Genomic DNA, 16,878 nt, shown 5'->3' with positions numbered 1-16,878 from the left:
TCGCTTCAGTGTTCGGATTTTGGAGTCGCCTTCGGCAAGTCGGCCAGGCAGGCGGAAAGAAAGGCATCTGCAGGCAGGCCGTGCAGGGTCGGGCGAAAGGCGAGCAGGCATTGCAGCACCGCCGCATGGATGCTGCCGGCCTCGGCCAGATCGACCTGAGGCGCCTCGGTTCCGGCCAGCCAGCCTGCGAAATCAAGCGCCTCCTCGACGGTGGCTGCGCCAGCGAACCGGGCAAGGGCGCCGTCTTCGTAGCAGATCGCCATCACAGCAACTCCTTGAGATTGAGCACGAGAAGAACCCGGCCATCGCCAAGCACCGCGGTTCCGGCATAGCCCGGTGCCCCGCGCAGGATGCCGCCCAGCGGTTTCATGATCACATCCATGCCCGAGACGAATTCATCGACCACGATGCCGATCGGCACGCCATCGATCCGCACCACCAGCACCGCCTCTTCGGGGCGTGGTTGCGGCTCAAGCAGGAAGCGCTCGCGCAGCCGCACGATGGGCACGAGGGCGCCGCGCAGATGCACAAGCTCGGCCCCCTTGATGCCGCGGATCTGCCCGGTCGGGATGCGCACGGTTTCCGCCGTCTGCGCCATCGGTACGCCATAAAGCTGCCCCGCGATCTCGACCGCCATCACCTTCGACACCACCAGCGTCAGCGGCAGGGCAAGTTCGACCGTCGTGCCCAGACCCACGACCGAGGACAGCCGCACCGTGCCGCCCAGCCCCTCGATCGCATGGCGCACCGCATCCATGCCGACGCCGCGCCCGGACAGATCCGAGACCGTCTCGGCTGTCGAGAACCCGGGCAGGAAGATCAGGTTGATCGCCTCGCTTTCGGACAGGTTCGCCGCGGTTTCCTGAGAGATCAGACCCTTGCGCAGCGCCGAGGCGCGGATCTTGGTCGGGTCGATGCCGCGCCCGTCATCCTCGATCCGGATCACCACCTTGTCGCCTTCCTGCGCCGCGCGCAGCAGAAGGCGCGCAGCATCGGGCTTGCCCGCCGCGCGCCGTTCCTCGGGCGGTTCGATGCCGTGATCGAGACTGTTGCGCATCAGATGCAGCAGCGGATCGGCCAGCGCCTCGATCACCGCCTTGTCGGCTTCGGTGGTCTCGCCTTCGATCTGCAGATCGACAGTCTTTTCGAGCTTGCGGGAAATGTCGCGCACAAGGCGGGGGAAGCGCTTGAAGATCACCGCGACGGGCAGCATCCGGATGCCCATCACCGAGGTTTGCAGATCCTGCGCGATGCGATCGAGCACCGCGAAATGCTGCTTGATCTCGCGGGCCAGGTCGCGGCTGCCGAAATGCTCTTCGGCGCGCACGGCGAGGAAGGGCAGGGCATTCTTGGCCACCACCAGTTCGCCCACCAGATCGACGAGACTGTCGATCTTGGCGGGTTCGATCTTCAGCGCCCGATCCGACGCCGATCCGGCTTCCGGCGGACTGGCGACGGGGTCGGGCGCCACGGGGGGAGTTGGCGGCTCGGCAAGGGCAAGGGGCTCGCCCGTCACCGAAACGCGCAACCGCCGCAGCGGCAAATCCGATCCGGTCTCGCCCGCCTGCTGCACCGCCAATGTCACCGCTTCGGGCGTGACATGGTAGCCTGCGCCGCGAAACAGCGCCTGAACCGCGGTGGCAATCGCGGCCACGGCCGCGCCCGGGGCGCTGGCAAGGCGGAACTGGGTTGCCAGAAGCTCGGCTGCAATCGGGTCGAAGGGGCCATCGAAGACTTCGGCCCGGCCGATCTCGATCACGTCGCTTTCGGCCAGAACATAGCGCAGCAGCTGATCGATCTCGGCACGGGGGGCCGCGCTGAGCAGATCGAAGCGCAACTGGCACTGATAGGGATCGAAGCTCTCGGGCGGTGCCCAGGGCGCGCTGGGTTCGACGCGGAACCAGAGCCGCTGCGGCACCTGCGCCATCAGATGCACCGGATCGTCGCCCGAGAAGAAGCATTCGGCACGCGGGCTGTAACGGATCAACACGAACCGGGCGGCGGGGTCTGCCTCTGAGAGAAACCCGGCGATCTGCGCCCGCAGGGGCAGATCGAACCAGTCGGGCAAAGCGGTTGTTGCGGGAGCTGCGACCTTTGGGGCGGCTTCGGGTGCGGCCTGGGGGCCGTTGTCCCCTTCCCCCAGCCAGCCGCGATAACGGCGCGACCGGGTGCGGGCGAAGTCGGCCGAGCCTTCCGGCAGCGCACCCGTGGCATCGATCGCCTCGACCCAGCTCGACAGCGTATCGAAACAGCCGAGCAGATCATCGACGATCTCGGGCTTGAGCGCGACGCGCCCCTCCCGCACCGCACCCAGCAGGTCTTCGGCGGCATGAACCAGCTCGACCAGGATCGGCAGATCGAACATCCCGGCCGTGCCCTTGATCGTATGCACGACACGGAAAAGATCGTTCACCGCCACCGCATCGCCTGGCTGCGTCTCCAGAAGCAAGAGCGCCTCGGCGGCGGTTTCGACGAGATCGCGCATCTCGGGCACGAAGCCGTCACGCAGAAGATCGAGATCGGGAGGAACACTCATGCTGCACGCCCCGAAAGATCGTTCCGTCCGCGGACGGAGAGACCGCCGCGACCGCACAGCGCCCGGGCCACCGGGACGAAAAGATCGGGGTTGATCGGCTTCGTGAGGTAGAAATTCGCCCCGGCCTCGAAGGCGCGTGCCCGTTCGGCGGCACTTTGTTCGGAACTTACGATCACCGCGGGCACCCCCGCCAGCTCCGGCGTCGCGCGGGCGCTGCGCAGGAAGCTCAGCCCATCCATCATCCGCATGTTGATGTCGACGAGGAAAAGATCGAAGCGCATCTGCAAGGCGACCTCCATCGCCTCGACGCCGTTGATCGCCTCGCGCAGCTCGAACCCCTCGGCCTCAAGCAGCCTGCGGCCATAGCGGCGCACGGTGAAGGCATCATCGATCAGCAGGATGCGCGGACGCGGCGGTGGAAGCGTGGCGATCTTGGTTTTCTGTTTCGGCATGGCGGGGCTCGGCCTCACACAGGCTTGGTTGAGAAGGGTTTCTGATGCACGAGCGCGTCGGGAAATTTGCGCGGCGTGAACAGCGGCGAGATCCGCGACATGCTTTCGGAATGGCCAAGGCAGATGAAACCGCCGGGCCGGAGGCAGTCAAAGAATGCTTCGGCGACCTGACGCCGCGACGCCTCGTCGAAATAGATCAGCAGATTCCGGCAGAAGATCACGTCCACATGCCGGATGCGGGACATCTGCGCCGGATCGACGACATTGATCAGCGAGAAGTCGATCGACTGGCGCAATTCGTCGATGACCTGCCATTTGTCGCCCTTGATCGCATGGAAATAGCGGTTGCGCAGCGAAAGCGGCACGCGATGCAGGGCCCGCGGCTCGTAAAGCCCCTCGCGCGCCTTCGCAAGCACCCGGCTGTCGACATCCGAGGCGAGGATCTCGATGTCGTAGATGTCGGCCTTGGACCAGCCTTCAAGGATCGAGATCGCCAGCGAATAGGGTTCCTCGCCGGTCGAACAGGGGGCTGACCAGATCCTGATCCGATCCCCCGGCGGGCGGTCGCGCACCACCTCGTCGAGCATGTTCCGCACCAGACAGTCGAACTGATATTCCTCGCGCAGGAAATAGGTCTCGTTCACCGTCATCTCGTTGATGAGATGCTGCAATTCCTCCTCGCCGGTCTGAAACCGGACAAGCATGAAATAGTCGCGGAAACTGCGCGACCCGGTCAGTTTCATCCGTTCTGCCAGTCGCCGGTCGGTGAAACTGCGCCGTTTCGCGTCAAGCCGGATCCCGGTCTTTCGATAAAAGAAGTCCTGAAAGGCCTGCATTTCCTCGGGGCTGACGGTGATCGGCTCGGTGGGCAGCGGTCCATGCGCGCTCATGACCGTTCCCCCGGCGATGCGCTCTCAAGCATCTGGGCGTCCGACAGCAGGAATTGCACGAAAGGATCGGTCCGGAATCGATGCGCGGTGGCGGCATGCAAGGTCGCGGGCAGGGGTTGGCCACGGCCCAGCAGCACCTCAAGAAGGGTCGCGCAGACATTCGGATCCTGTTCCCCGTTCAGGAGGGCGAACAGTGTCAGTTCGATGCCGGGCAGGGGCAGATCACCCGCAAGCAATACGCCGAACATGCGCATCCCCGGATCGGGATCGGCCAGCAGTCGGTCAAGCACCGTCGCCGCCTGCTCAGGCAGGGCGGCAAGCGCGTCAATAGCCCCGTTGCGCAGCCCGGCATCTTCGGCATGGAGGATCTCGGCCAGCACCTCGACCGCGGCCAGGCTTCCTTGCGCCACAAGCGCAAGAAAAAGGGCCGCGCGCACCGAAGGATCGGTTTCGATCTGCAACCGATGCCCGAGATCCCCCTCGGCGCCTGGGACCTGTCCGAGCGCATGTGCCTCGCGGCGTCGGGACAGTGCGGCATCTTCGGCCGCAAGTTCGGGGGGAGCGGCCTGCGGCAGAGCCCCAGCACGGACAAGACCCATGGTCAGGCCCCCCGCCGCAAGGGGGCGCGTTGCAACCAGACGCTGATCCGCGCCGGAATTCGCCCCAAAGGCAGCACGGTTTCGGCGCCACCTGCCGCAATCAATGCGCCCGGCATGCCGAAAACGACCGAGGTTTCCTCGTCCTGCGCCACGGTCCGTCCGCCGCCGCGCCGCAGCTTCGTCATCTCGGGTGTGCCGTCGTCGCCCATGCCGGTCAGCATCACGCCGATCAGCCGATCCGGGGACAAATGCCCCATTGCACTTTCGACAAGCCGACCGATCGAAGGATGCCAGGGCCGCCCGTCCGTCGGGACCGAAGTGGCCATCAGCTCCCCCGCGCGGCGCGTCAGCACCAGATCGGCGTCGCCGCGTCCGATATAGACCGTGCTGGGCGCCAGACTTGTCGGAGAGGTGACTTCCTGCACCCGCAACGCCGAAATCTGATCAAGCCTGCGCGCGAACGGCCCGGTGAAGGCCGCCGGCATGTGCTGGCAGATGAGCACTGGCGCGGCGAAATTCGCCGGCAGCGCCGAGATGAAATCTTCCAGCGCGCGTGGGCCGCCTGTGGAGGCACCCACAAGCACGAGTTTTTCGGGTGTCCGCGTTGCGGCAAGGCCCGCCGCCGGTTCAGGCCGTTGCGCCCGGGGCGACGGGGTCGGGCGTCGCTGGCTGCCAGCACGCGGCAGTCGCGCCCTTGCCGCCCCGGCCACCTTGGCACAGATTTCTTCCTCGACCCGATGCAGGTCGAGCGACACTGTCCCGTCGGGTTTGTGCACATAGTCCACGGCGCCGAGTTGCAGCGCCTCGAAGGTTGCCATCGCCCCCGCCTCAGTCAGCGAGGAGACCATCACGACCGGCGTCGGGCGCCGGTGCATGACATGGCCAAGAAAGGTCAGCCCGTCCATCTCCGGCATGTTGATGTCGAGCGTGATGACATCGGGCGCACAGGTCTCGACAAGGTCGAGCGCCTGTGCTCCGTTTCGGGCGGTTTCCACCTTCCAGCCGCGTGCCTCAAGCATCTGCGAGAGCCGTTTGCGCATCAGCGCGGAATCGTCGATCACCAGAACCTTGCCCACGGCGGTCGGGCTCACGCCGCGTCGAGGGCAGCGAGTTCCGCCCCGTCAAGCAACCGATCGCTTTCGAGCAGCAGGATCATCCGCTGCCGCTCGGCCAGATTGGCGACGCGGCGGATCATCTGCGCCTGTTCGAGCGCCAGCTCCGGAGCCTCCTCGATCTGGGCGCGGGCGATGCGCATGACTTCCGAAACGCTGTCGACGATGAATCCCGTCTGCACGCCGCGGATGGTGAAGACCATGACGCGCTGGCGGTCATTGCGTTCCTGCGCGGGCAGGCCGAACCGGGTGCGCTGATCGACAAGGGGAATGACCGCACCGCGCAGGTTGATCACGCCTTCGATAAAATCGGGGCTGCGCGGAACCCGGGCGATGGACTCGGGCAGGCGCACGATTTCCTGCACATCGGCGATGGCGACGCCGTATTCCTCGTTCATCAGCCGGAACACCACGAATTGTTCCTCTTCCGAGGCATCAGCCGTGGTTTGCGACGTGGCCATCTCGGATCCTTCCTCGGTCAGGGCGGCAAGGCTGCCTTGCAGGGCGCCATCGTCGAAGATCTTGTCCGCCGAGAGCACCGAAACGATGCGGTTGCCATTGTCGAGACGGCAGACCGCGGTGATGTCGCGCAGCCGCGCATCGGCGGCCAGAAGCGGGGGCATCGGATCGATCAGATGGCGCGGCACCCGCAGCACTTCGCGCACCCGATCCATCACCAGGCCGACCGAGCTTTGCCCGCCATCGAGCGAGACGACGACAACCCGGTTGTGATCGGCAAGTGCCGCGGGAGCCATGCCGAACAGCGCGCGCATCGACAGAACCGGCAGCAGCCGGTCGCGCAGGTTCATCATGCCGATCACCGCCGAGGCAGCCTTCGGCACCGTGGTGATGCGTTCGGGCACCTGAACGATTTCCTGCACGCAGGTGATTTCGAGCCCGTATTCCTGACCGGCCACATCGAAGGACACGAGTTGCATCTGATCGCTGTCCACCCCGGCGGTGGGGGCGGTCTGTGCCACCGCCTGCAGCCGGGCGGCCACATCGTTGCTGCGGGCCTCGAACGCCTCGAATTCCCGCGCGATCATGCCGAGCGCATCCAGAATCATGATCATGCCGCGCGTTTCCTCGGCCTTGATCACGCCGTCGAGCAGGTCCGAGCGCACGGTGGTGGTGACCGATCCTGCCGCCTCGATGCGGTCGGCATCGACGCTGATCACATTGGCCACATCATCGACGACGATCCCCACCGGTCGCTCGCCGTCAAGGATGACGACGCGGGTGGCATCGTCATGCGCCTGTTCCGCCAGCCCGAACAGGCGGCGGGTGTTGACCACCGGCAGAACCGAGCCGCGCAGGTTGACGAGACCTTCGAGTGCGATGGGCGCCAGCGGCAGCTTGACGATGGCCGGAACGCGGATGATCTCGCGCACCGCGCTCAGCGCGACGGCGAAATCCTCGCCCGCGATCGAGAAGATCACGAATTGGCGCGCCGCCGTCCCCGCAACGGGGCCCGCCTGCGCGGGCTCTCCGGTCGGGGCCGTGCTGCCGGGCGCCGCTTTTGCCTTGCCCGCGCGTGCCCCTTTGGCCCCGGATTTCGGGGGGGCGGAGGGGCTTGCGCCCGTCTCGATACTGTCGGTCATGACGGATCCGCCTCAGAGCCCGGTTTGCAGTTCGTCGGCGAGCGAAGCGATCGACTCGACGGCCAAGGCCAGCTCATCCGCCCCTTGCGACTGCTGCTTGGCGGCTGCTGCGGCGCGGGCCGAATTCTGGTTCGCCTGACCGGCTGCCGCGGCGATCTGGTTGATCCCCGTCTGCACGTCGGTGATGCGCGAGATCATCGACTCGGCTTCGCTGGCGATGGTGCGGTTGCCGTCGAGCACCTGAGACATATCAGCGGCGACCCGCGCCAGATCAGCTGTCATCGCCCGGTTCTTTTCCACCTCGACCAGAGCCGCGGCCGAGATTTCATCCAGATCGACCCGCACGATGCCGATCTGTTCCTGGATCATCTTGACCATATCCTTGATGCGCGACGCATTTTCGCTGCTCTCCTCGGCAAGGTTGCGAATGTCGGTCGACACGACCGCAAAGCCTTTGCCGAATTCGCCGGCCCGCGCGGCCTCGATCGAGCCGTTCACCGCCAGCATGTTGGTCTGGATGCCGACGGTCGAGATCGCGTCGACGATCTTGTCGATCCGCCCGGACACCTGCGCCAGTGCCGCGATCTGTTCGCGCAGACGGCCATTGGCCTCGACCGATTCCTGCACGCCGCCGACAAGTTCGTCGACCGCTGCGCGCGATTGAGACAGGAGATCGGCGATGGCCGAGCCGCGGTCGAGCGCCTGCTCGGCCCGCACCCGCGAGTTTTCCGCCCCGCTCTGGATCTGCGTCACGGCGGCGGCGGCCTGGGTGGTGGCGGCGGCCTGCGTATTCGCCCCGGCCGCGATCTGATCGATCGCGGTCAGGATCTGCGACGCGGCACGGTTGATCTCTTCAATGGCCGAGGACAGCTCTTCCGCCGCGGCGGCGACCTCTTCGGCGCTCTTGCGTACGTCGGAGCTGTTCTTCAGCTCGTCAGCAATTTCCGACAGCACCGCCGACGAGGCTTCGCTTTCCGACAGCGCCACGTTCTGCTGATCGAGCGTCGAGAGAATTTCTTCGCAGGCGGCGGCCTGGGTGTTCGCGGAACTCGAAATATCCTCGGCGCCGCGTTGCGCCTCTCCGGCAGCCAGCTCGGATTCCCGCGCCTGGCTGGCGATATCGCGTCCGCCCTCGACGATGATCGACATGTCGTCGCTCACCTGCACGAGCTGATGATTGACCTTTTCCCCGCGTTCGACTTCGGCGCGGGCAGTGTCGGCGGATTGCTTGATCCCCTCGGCGATCACCTGCACCTCTTCCTGGATCTTGCCGATCAGATCCTGAATTTCGCGGGCGGATTTTTCCGAGGTTTCGGCCAGCGTGCGCACCTGATCGGCGACGACGGCAAAGCCCTTGCCATGCTCGCCTGCCCGGGCCGCCTCAATCGCGGCATTCAGGGCCAGAAGGTTCGTCTGATCGGCGATCCGCGCCACAGCCTTGACGATCTCGCCGATGGTCGAGGCTTGATTTTCCAGCTCGCGGGCGATCTTGACCGAGTTTTCCTGACGCTGCGCCGCGCGGGAAATGGCGGCGATGGAATTCACGATCTGGTCGCGGGTGCTGCCGACGAGGCGTTGCAGCGCCTCGGTCTTGTCGACGGAGATTCCGGCGGCCTCGCGGCTCGTCACCAGAATGGCCGACATTTCCCGCACCGCTTTCAGCGAAACCGAAGCCGCGGTCGAGGCCTGTTCGGCGCCCGCGGCAATCTCTTCCATCGCGCGCTTCAGTTCCTCGCTCGCCGAGGTGGCTTCGGCGACGCCGGTCGCCAGTTCGGTGGTCGCCGAGGCGATCTGCTCCGCCGCCGCCTGCTGACGTGCAAAGGTGCGGGCCTGACGGCGCTGCGCGTCGATCGGCGCGCCACCGCGGGCTTTTGCCGCGGTGTCTTCCTTGGATTTGACGGGCGCGGCCTTGGGGGCGGCGGAAGCGGTGATATCGGTGCGTTTGACCAGTGCCATTTTGCCTGACTTCGGTTGCCGGAAGACCCGGTGATTGGAGGGATGCAGGACGGCGACAGGGCTTCACCCCGAGGAGCTTGCGGGCAGCGATCTGCCTGGCTCATGCGCCGTTTACGAAAGGAGACGTGTCAGCTTCGATTGACGGAGGTATCGGTCATTCGCGTTAATGCGACGTTTTCAAAACGGAACTGCGGTCAAAATGCCGCTTTTGTGCTTTCCGCCGTCAACCTTGTCTTCACTTTTTGCCAAAACTGTTCGCCGCGCCTGACAGCCATCCTCTAAGGCCCGACTGCGCAAGGAAATTTCGTGGTCGATTTGTGCGCTTCTTTCGGTCGGGGAAGGTCGATCAGGCCGCCGACAGGATCTGTTCACGGCTGGAAGCGTGCGGCTCGAAAACTGCGCCCGCGTTTTGCGAGAGTGCCGATGTATTGTGAAAAGATGATTCGAGAGGGGGCAGAACGGGCCGGAACGGCTGCAGCGATGCGAATTTTGCTCTCCGGATGCCTCGACCCAGATGACAGGTGCCGGGCTTCCCGGGGCAAGACGCGCCTTATTCTACAGGCGGTTCACATCTTTTCCCGGTGCACGACGTTCCCCGCCCTGCCCGGCTCGAGACCTCGCGGGTCTTGCGCACGACAGGCTCTGCCGCCTCGGGAGAGATCCGTCCGCAGGAGCGATGGACGAAGCGATCTCGCATGACATCGCCGACGTGCCCCCATGGTTCAGCGTAGGGATCATAGAATGTGGCTCCCTCCGTGGCACTGTGGTGTCGCGCCGGTCAATCGGGGGATTTGCGTCCCTCGGCCCCAGATCCTTTGTCGCTAGCGGTCATCCCCGGGATGCCTCTCCGGGCCGTCCTCTGCGCTTGACAGCCCGGACTTATGACGAAAGGATGAAAAAATCATACCGCCACCTCGGGCACGTTGGTGCGACGAGCGTTTCCCGGGGCATGCCAGGACAGGAGCATTGCGATGCACATTCCCGACGGTTATCTCAGCCCTGCCACCTGTGCGGTGACCCTTGCCGCGACGTTGCCGTTCTGGATCAAGGCGATGCGCAAGATCGAACGGGTCGAGGAGGCACGGACGATCCCGCTTATTGCACTGGTCTCGGCCTTCAGCTTCGTGATCATGATGTTCAACCTGCCGATTCCCGGGGGCACGACGGCGCATGCGGTGGGGCTTGGCATCGCGGCGATTCTGCTTGGGCCCTGGGCGGCGGTGCTGGCGATTTCGGTGGCGCTGCTCATTCAGGCGGTCTTCTTTGGTGATGGCGGCATCACCGCCTTTGGCGCGAATTGCTTCAACATGGCGGTGATCGGGCCGATGGTCGCTTCGGCGGTCTGGAGCCTTGGCACGCGCGGCGCAGCCCCGGGCGGGCGGCGGCAGGTGATCGTTGCGGGGCTGGCGGGCTATCTTGGCCTCAATGCCTCGGCCTTCCTCGCCGCCATCGAGTTCGGGCTGCAACCGCTGCTGTTCACTGATGCCGCGGGCACGCCGCTTTATGCGCCCTATCCGCTGTCGGTCGCGGTTCCAGCGATGGCGATCACCCATCTGACGATCGCGGGCGCGGCCGAGTTCATCGTCACCGCCGGGATCGTCGCCTGGCTGCAACGTTCAAACCCTGACCTGCTTTCGCGTGCCGAGACGGAGGAACGCGGCGCAACCTCGCTGCGCTGGCTCTGGGCCGGGCTCGCCGGGCTGGTCGTGTTGTCGCCGCTCGGATTGATCGCCTCGGGCACCGCCTGGGGCGAATGGGGGGCAAGTGATTTCACTTCGGTCGAGGGGCGTGCGGCCATTGCCAATGCCTCGGGCGGCATCGCCCCGCCTGATCAGATTCCCCAAGGCTTTGCGGCGTTGGCCGATTTCTGGAGTGCGCCGCTGCCCGATTATGCCCCCGCCTTCCTGCAAAGCGAGACGCTGGGATATGTGTTGTCGGCCTTTGCGGGCGTGGCGCTGATCGTGGCGATGGTGTTGATCGTGACGCGCCTGCGGTCGGCCAAGCTGCGGTCGGTGTAAGCGCCGCGCATGGCCGAGCAATCCTTCGCCCACAGCCATTCCGGCCCGGACAAGGCCGATCTCGTCGCCCGGATCGCGGGCGGCGTCGCGGCGATCCTGCATCATGCCGACGATGCGACGGCTTCGGCACGACGGCCGGGGCTGCTGCAGGGGCTTGATCCAAGGGCCAAGGTCGCGGGGCTGTTTGCGCTCATTCTGGCGGCTGTCGCGACGCCTGCCCTGACCGTTCTGGCCTGTCTGTTCGTGCTGGCGGTGGGCATCGCTGCGGCCTCGCAGATCGGGCCGCTGCGGCTCGCGCGGCAGGTCTGGGGAGTGGTGCTGGCCTTCACCGGCACGATTGCCGCCCCGGCGCTGGTGATGGTGCCCGGGGTGCCGCTGGTCGATCTGCCGTTTGGTCTTCAGATCACCGAACAGGGACTGCGCACCGCCGCCTTTCTGATCCTGCGGGCGGAAACCACGGCGACGCTGGCGCTGCTTCTGGTGCTGACGACGCCTTGGCCGCAGGTGCTCAAGGCGCTGCGCAGCCTCGGGGTGCCGAAGGCGGCGGTGATGATCCTTGGCATGACGCATCGCTACATCTTCGTTCTCGCCGAAACCGCGCTCGAGCTGTTCGAGGCCCGGCGCAGCCGTCTGGTCGGCAAGCTCGATGCCCGCGGCGCCCGGCGTCTGGCGACCGGCATTGCCGGGACGCTGTTAGAGCGTTCGCTGGCGCTTTCGACCGATGTGCATCTGGCGATGGTCGCGCGCGGCTGGCGCGGCGAGGTGCATCTGCTCGACGACTTCCGCTTTCGTGCGCGGGATGCGGTGGCGCTGGCGGCCACAGCGCTGATCGTCGCCGCGACGGTGGTGGCAAGATGAGGGCCGCCTTCAGCCTGCGCGGGGTGCAGTTCAGCTATCGCGGTCAGCCTGCGCTCTGCGGCATCGACCTTGATCTGCCGCGCGGAAAACGGATTGCGCTTCTGGGCGCGAATGGCTCGGGGAAATCGACGCTGCTGCGGCTGCTTGACGGGCTGCAATTCCCCGCCGCGGGCACGATCACCGCGCTCGACGCGCCGCTGAGTGCCGCAGCGCTGCAAGATGAGGCAACCGCGATCGCCTTTCGCCGCCGCGTTGGTTTCGTGTTTCAGAACCCGGAGGTGCAGCTTTTCTGCCCTTCTGTCTTTGACGAGCTGGCCTTCGGGCCGTTGCAGCTGAGCTGGCCGAAGCCGCAGATCCGCGCCCGGGTGGCCGAAATCATGGCGGAGTTCGGCTTGACGCCGCTCGCCGACCGGCCGCCGCATCGGCTGTCGGGGGGCGAAAAGAAACGGGTGGCGCTGGCTTCGGTCCTGATCCTTGATCCCGAGGTGCTGCTGCTCGACGAACCGACGGCGGCGCTCGATCCGCAGGCGACCGACGATATCGTGGCCCGGCTTGAGACCGCTTTCGGGCCGCAGCATCCGGGGCGCACGCTGATCCTGTCGACGCATGATCTCGATATTGCGGCGCGATTGGCTGATCATGTCGTCGTGCTCGAAGCCGGGCGGGTGGCGGCCGCAGGACCGGCAGCCGAGGTTCTGGCCGATACGGCGCTGCTGCGGCGCACCCGGCTTTTGCCGCAACGGGCCGCGGTCGACTGACGGTCCGCTTGTGCGCGCGGCCCGCCCATGCAAGGGTCTGCGGCGGAGGGACCCCATGCAGCGCATCACCATCACCATCGAAGACGATCTTCTGGCCGCGCTCGACGGGTTCATGGCGCGCTCGGGCGCCTCGAACCGGTCCGAAGCCTTGCGCGATCTGGTCCGCCGCGGGCTTCTGGCCGAGGATGCGCCCGATGGGTCCGAATGCGTCGGCGTGATCACCTATGCGCTTGACCCCTCGCAACGCGATCTGGGTCGGGCCGTGCCCGAAAGCCGCCAGCGCCATCACGACACCACGATTGCCGCGCTGTCGGTGCCGCTCGATCATCACGCCGCGGTCGAGGTGGCGGTGATGCGCGGCACGGTCGGTTCAGTTCAGGCATATGCCAATTCGCTGTTTTTGCAGCGCGGGGTGCTGCACGGGCAGACCGCGCTGATCCCGGTGAAAACCGAGATCGAGTTTCACCTGCACGGCACCCGCGCCCATACGCATGAGCATCTGCGGGTGCAGGATCGCTGGAAGCCCTGAGCTCGCGCCCGCCGATCAGCCCGTGATGCGGCGCAGCGCGCGTTCGAGCGCGTCCAGAAACCGGCTGCGGTCGGCCTTGGTGAAGCCGCCACCGCGGCCCTGCAGGAACGGATCGGCCGCGCGCAGATCGGCCATCAGATCGCGGGTGGCAAGCACATTGCCGATATTGTCTGCCGTCAGCGGCTCGCCCGTGTGTTTGAGCACCTGCGCCCCCGCTGCGACGCATTTCGCGGCAAGCGGGATGTCGGCGGTGATCACCACATCGCCCGGACCGGCGCGTTCGGCGATCCATTTGTCGGCCTCGTCCGGCCCCGCCGCGACGATCACCGTTTCGATCAGCGGATTGGGCGAGGGTCGGATGCCGCCGTTCGAGACGATCACCATCGGGTGGCGGTGCCTTGTGCCGACACGTTCGACCTCGGCCTTGACCGGGCAGGCATCGGCATCGACATAGATCGTCATCGGGGGTCCTTTCCGGTTCGCGCGCCTGCGACGCTGCCCGATGCGCGGTGTGGGCGCAAGGGGCAGCGGGGCTCACGCACCAAGCGGATGCGGCACGATCACCGGCTTGCCATCGCGCGACAGCAGCACCTCGGGGGTGATGCGCCAGTGCCGGGCCAGACAGTCGGGGGTCAGCACCGCTTCGGCCGGGCCATCGGCCAGAAGCCGCCCCTCGGCCAGAACCAGCACCCGGTCGCACCAGCGCGCCGCAAGGCTGAGGTCATGCAGCGCCGCCAGAACCGGGGTTCCGGTCTCCTCCGCATGGGCCCGCAAGAGCGCCATCACCTCCAGCTGATGGTGCAGATCGAGCGCCGAGGTCGGCTCGTCGAGCAGCAGCAGTTTCGGCCGTCGGAACAGCCGCTGGGCGATCAGCACGCGCTGCTGCTGCCCGCCCGACAGATCCTGCATCGGCCGGTCGGCCAGCGGCGCCAGGCCGAGACGGCACAGGAGCGCCTCGGCCTCGGCGATCAGCCGGGGCGGGACGCGCAGGCCAAGCGCCTCGCGCCGGCCGAGCAGGATGCAATCGAGCACGCTCAGCGTCGAGCGCACGGCAAAGGCCTGCGGCAGAAATCCGATCTGATCGCGGGGCAGATCGGTCCCGTGGTTGCGCAGCCGCACCCGCTCCGGCGCAAGGCCCGCGATCGCGTGCAAAAGCGTGCTCTTGCCCGCGCCATTCGGGCCAAGCAGCGCGACCACCTCGCCGGGGGCGAGGCTCAGATGTTCGGGGTGCAGCACCTGCATCTTGCCGCGATGCAGGGCGGGCAGGTCGATGGTCAGCATGATCCCCTCCTTCAGGCGCCGCGGTGTCGCAAGATCACCACCATCAGCATCGGAATCCCGGCCACGGCGGTGACGATCCCCACCGGGATCGCCGCGCCTTGCGACAAAAGCTTGCCGGTGATCGAGGCCGCGATCAGGATCAGCGCCCCGGCCAGCCCGGCAACGGGCACCGACAGGCGGTGATCCTCACCCACCAGCGCGCGGGCCAGATGCGGCGCGATCAGGCCGACAAAGCCGATCGTGCCGGTGAAGCTGACCGCCCCGGCGGTCAGAAGCGCGGTGATCAGGAAGGCTCGCTGCCGCAGCGCCGCCACATCGAGGCCAAGAGAGGCGGCATTCGCCTCGCCCAGCCGCAGCGCCGTCAGCGCCCAGAGATCGCGGGCGATGAGCGGGATGCACAGCGTCAGGATCGTGCCGGAGACCGCCACCGAAACCCAGGTCGCCTTCAGGAGCGAGCCGAAGAGCCAGAAGACGATCTGCTGCAACACCTCGGGCGAGGCCATGAATTGCAGCAGCGATTGCGCCGACTGAAAGAAGAACATCACCGCGATCCCGGCCAGAACGAGGATCTCGGGCGCGGTGCCCTTGAACCGCGCGACAAGCCAGACAAGCGCGGTGGCGCAAAGCGTGGCGGCAAAGGCGGCGACCGGGGTCAGCAGCCAGCCCGGCAGCGGCAGGGCCACGACCGAGGTGCCCATCAACGCAAGGGCTGCGCCGAACCCGGCGGCCGCGGAAAAGCCGAGGGTGAAGGGCGAGGCGAGCGGATTGGCAAGGATCGTCTGCATCAAGAGCCCCGCCAGCCCGAGCGAGGCCCCGACGATCAGCCCCATCAGCAGTTGCGGCAGCCGGATCTGCCAGAAGATCGTGGCGGCGGCGCGGTCGAGCCCTTCGGGGCCCGCGACGGCCGCCCGCCACACGTCCTGCGGGCTCATGCCCGAGGGACCGGTCATCAGATCGACGAGCGAAAGGCTGGCGAGCAGGAGCACGGCGAGCAGGGCCGCCGTGCTCCTGCGCACTGCCCGCGCCCGCCACCGGTCAAGGGCGGGACGAGCCAGCACGGTCATTGCAGTTTCGTCACGAAAAGGCCGTCAGGCGCCACCGGCAACCAGGCCTTGTAATAGTCCGCCAGTTCCGCCGCCGGATCGACATCGGCAAACGCCGCGGGATAAAGCGCCTTGGCGATGGTGCGGGCATAGACGAAATCCGACAGCGTGCGGTTGCCGCCGTGATAAATGCCGTAAACCTCGTGGTTTTTCACGGCCGGCAGGTCAGCCCAGCCCGCGCGCGTGGCATAGGCCGCCATCTTCGGCTGCGCCTCGGCGTCACTTGCGCCAAAGCCAAGGATCACCGCATGGGGCTTGTTCTTCCACTCCGACCCGGCCAGCAAGATCACGTCGGGCTGGTTGGCCAGCACATATTCGGGCGAAAGCGGTCCCCAGTTCTCGAGCTGGCCCTTGGCGATATTCTGCCCGCCGACCATGTCGATCACCCCGGCCCACATGCCCTTGCCATAGGTGTTGCCGATCTCGTCCGGGCCCTTCTGCGCCAGTTCGACATAGATCTTCTTGCCCGAGGGCCCGGCCTTGGCGATGCGCTCGAGCGTGTCTTTCGTCTTCGCCTCATACATCGCGGCCAGTTTTTCGGCCCGTTCGGGCTGGCCCATCACCGCGCCCAGAACCCGGGTCGAGAGCAGGTGCCGTTCGAGCGTCTGCGCGTTGTAATCGATGGCGACGACCGCGATCCCGGCGTCTTCGATCTGTTTCACCCCGGCGGCGCCGATCGCGGCGGTCTGCCAGGTCGACAGGATCGCCACATCGGGCTTCGAGGCGATCAGCGCCTCGACCGAAAAGGTGTTGTCATCGGCATTCCCGAAATCGGGCAGGGTCTCGAGGTTCGGGAAGACCTTCGTGTAGGCCGCCCATTGGCCGGGGCGCCAATCGGCCCGGGGTGCGCGCGAGAGCGACACGAGTTTCGCCGCCCCCTCGGGTCCGGCGACGGCCAGATAATCCTCGTAATAAAAGCCGAGCGCGACCTTTTCGGGGTGGTCGTGCAGGGTGACCGTGCGACCGTCGAGGTCGGTGATCTGGACGGGGTCATGCGCCAGCGCGGGCAGGGCAAGGACACAAGAGAGGGCAGAGGCGGCAAGGCCGCGCAGAAGGAGGGACATCGGGATCTCCGAAGCAGGCCGCGGCAGGCGGCCGGATTGGGGAGAACACCCGACCGGGCTTGCGGCCCCGGGCGGAGGTTCGGCAATCAGACGGGGACCGGTCTTTGCAACCGGATCGGGC

At 66.5% G+C, this 16,878-nt stretch carries 16 protein-coding genes; 4 read left to right on the top strand and 12 right to left on the bottom strand.

The genetic code is table 11. The features are described from left to right. Positions 1–5: 5 nt before the first annotated feature. Genes ACTTAI_RS18990 through ACTTAI_RS18955 form a run of 8 tightly spaced genes read right to left on the bottom strand, consistent with a single transcriptional unit; the run spans position 6 to position 9,146 of the window. Positions 6–263 (bottom strand): hypothetical protein, encoded by a 258-nt coding sequence (locus ACTTAI_RS18990; RefSeq protein ID WP_444453069.1) that lies wholly within the window; start codon positions 261–263, stop codon positions 6–8. Next, positions 263–2,536 (bottom strand): chemotaxis protein CheA, encoded by a 2,274-nt coding sequence (locus tag ACTTAI_RS18985; protein ID WP_444453068.1) that lies wholly within the window; start codon positions 2,534–2,536, stop codon positions 263–265. The genes ACTTAI_RS18990 and ACTTAI_RS18985 overlap by 1 nt, the downstream gene beginning before the upstream one ends. Continuing rightward, on the bottom strand, positions 2,533–2,988 hold the full coding sequence (locus ACTTAI_RS18980) for a response regulator (protein ID WP_444453067.1): 456 nt from the start codon (positions 2,986–2,988) through the stop codon (positions 2,533–2,535). The genes ACTTAI_RS18985 and ACTTAI_RS18980 overlap by 4 nt, the downstream gene beginning before the upstream one ends. Positions 2,989–3,002: 14 nt before the next feature. Next, positions 3,003–3,878, bottom strand: a complete 876-nt coding sequence (locus ACTTAI_RS18975) for a CheR family methyltransferase (RefSeq protein WP_444453065.1) — start codon at positions 3,876–3,878, stop codon at positions 3,003–3,005. Continuing rightward, positions 3,875–4,477 carry a HEAT repeat domain-containing protein gene (locus ACTTAI_RS18970; protein WP_444453063.1) on the bottom strand — a complete coding sequence of 201 codons (603 nt, stop codon included), beginning with the start codon at positions 4,475–4,477 and terminating at the stop codon, positions 3,875–3,877. The genes ACTTAI_RS18975 and ACTTAI_RS18970 overlap by 4 nt, the downstream gene beginning before the upstream one ends. A 2-nt stretch (positions 4,478–4,479) precedes the next feature. Continuing rightward, the gene (gene cheB / locus ACTTAI_RS18965; RefSeq protein ID WP_444453062.1) at positions 4,480–5,568 is read right to left on the bottom strand and encodes a chemotaxis-specific protein-glutamate methyltransferase CheB; all 1,089 of its coding nucleotides are present in this window, start codon (positions 5,566–5,568) and stop codon (positions 4,480–4,482) included. Next, the gene (locus ACTTAI_RS18960) at positions 5,565–7,190 is read right to left on the bottom strand and encodes a chemotaxis protein CheW (RefSeq protein ID WP_444453061.1); all 1,626 of its coding nucleotides are present in this window, start codon (positions 7,188–7,190) and stop codon (positions 5,565–5,567) included. Before ACTTAI_RS18960 ends, cheB begins: the two co-directional genes overlap by 4 nt. 12 nt (positions 7,191–7,202) lie before the next feature. Beyond that, positions 7,203–9,146, bottom strand: coding sequence for a methyl-accepting chemotaxis protein (locus ACTTAI_RS18955; RefSeq protein WP_444453060.1), 1,944 nt, complete (start codon positions 9,144–9,146; stop codon positions 7,203–7,205). 971 nt (positions 9,147–10,117) lie between these two features. On the opposite strand from ACTTAI_RS18955, the gene cbiM reads away from it, so the two are divergent. From cbiM to nikR, 4 genes are read left to right on the top strand one after another with little or no spacing between them, the layout of a single operon-like run. Continuing rightward, positions 10,118–11,164, top strand: a complete 1,047-nt coding sequence (cbiM, locus tag ACTTAI_RS18950) for a cobalt transporter CbiM (protein ID WP_444453058.1) — start codon at positions 10,118–10,120, stop codon at positions 11,162–11,164. Positions 11,165–11,173: 9 nt separating this feature from the next. Then, on the top strand, positions 11,174–12,022 hold the full coding sequence (cbiQ, locus tag ACTTAI_RS18945) for a cobalt ECF transporter T component CbiQ (protein WP_444453056.1): 849 nt from the start codon (positions 11,174–11,176) through the stop codon (positions 12,020–12,022). Continuing rightward, on the top strand, positions 12,019–12,780 hold the full coding sequence (locus tag ACTTAI_RS18940; RefSeq protein ID WP_444453054.1) for an energy-coupling factor ABC transporter ATP-binding protein: 762 nt from the start codon (positions 12,019–12,021) through the stop codon (positions 12,778–12,780). The genes cbiQ and ACTTAI_RS18940 overlap by 4 nt, the downstream gene beginning before the upstream one ends. A gap of 55 nt (positions 12,781–12,835) precedes the next feature. Then, a complete protein-coding gene (nikR, locus tag ACTTAI_RS18935) occupies positions 12,836–13,309 on the top strand; it encodes a nickel-responsive transcriptional regulator NikR (protein WP_444453052.1) in 474 nt (157 codons plus the stop codon). A 15-nt stretch (positions 13,310–13,324) separates the two neighbouring features. Here nikR and ACTTAI_RS18930 read toward each other — a convergent pair whose 3' ends face one another. From ACTTAI_RS18930 to ACTTAI_RS18915, 4 genes are all read right to left on the bottom strand, one after another. Continuing rightward, positions 13,325–13,771 (bottom strand): YaiI/YqxD family protein, encoded by a 447-nt coding sequence (locus ACTTAI_RS18930; protein WP_444453050.1) that lies wholly within the window; start codon positions 13,769–13,771, stop codon positions 13,325–13,327. 72 nt (positions 13,772–13,843) lie between these two features. Beyond that, entirely contained in the window at positions 13,844–14,590 is a 747-nt protein-coding gene (locus tag ACTTAI_RS18925) for an ABC transporter ATP-binding protein (protein ID WP_444453049.1), read from the bottom strand. Between the two features lie 11 nt (positions 14,591–14,601). Further along, a complete protein-coding gene (locus tag ACTTAI_RS18920; protein WP_444453047.1) occupies positions 14,602–15,654 on the bottom strand; it encodes a FecCD family ABC transporter permease in 1,053 nt (350 codons plus the stop codon). Next, on the bottom strand, positions 15,651–16,757 hold the full coding sequence (locus ACTTAI_RS18915; protein WP_444453045.1) for an ABC transporter substrate-binding protein: 1,107 nt from the start codon (positions 16,755–16,757) through the stop codon (positions 15,651–15,653). The genes ACTTAI_RS18920 and ACTTAI_RS18915 overlap by 4 nt, the downstream gene beginning before the upstream one ends. Positions 16,758–16,878: the final 121 nt, after the last annotated feature.

Origin of the sequence: Rhodobacter capsulatus (assembly GCF_052363175.1) — a bacterium.
In the GTDB taxonomy this organism is placed as follows: domain Bacteria; phylum Pseudomonadota; class Alphaproteobacteria; order Rhodobacterales; family Rhodobacteraceae; genus Rhodobacter; species Rhodobacter capsulatus_D.
This window is presented reverse-complemented; position numbering and strand designations above follow the sequence as displayed.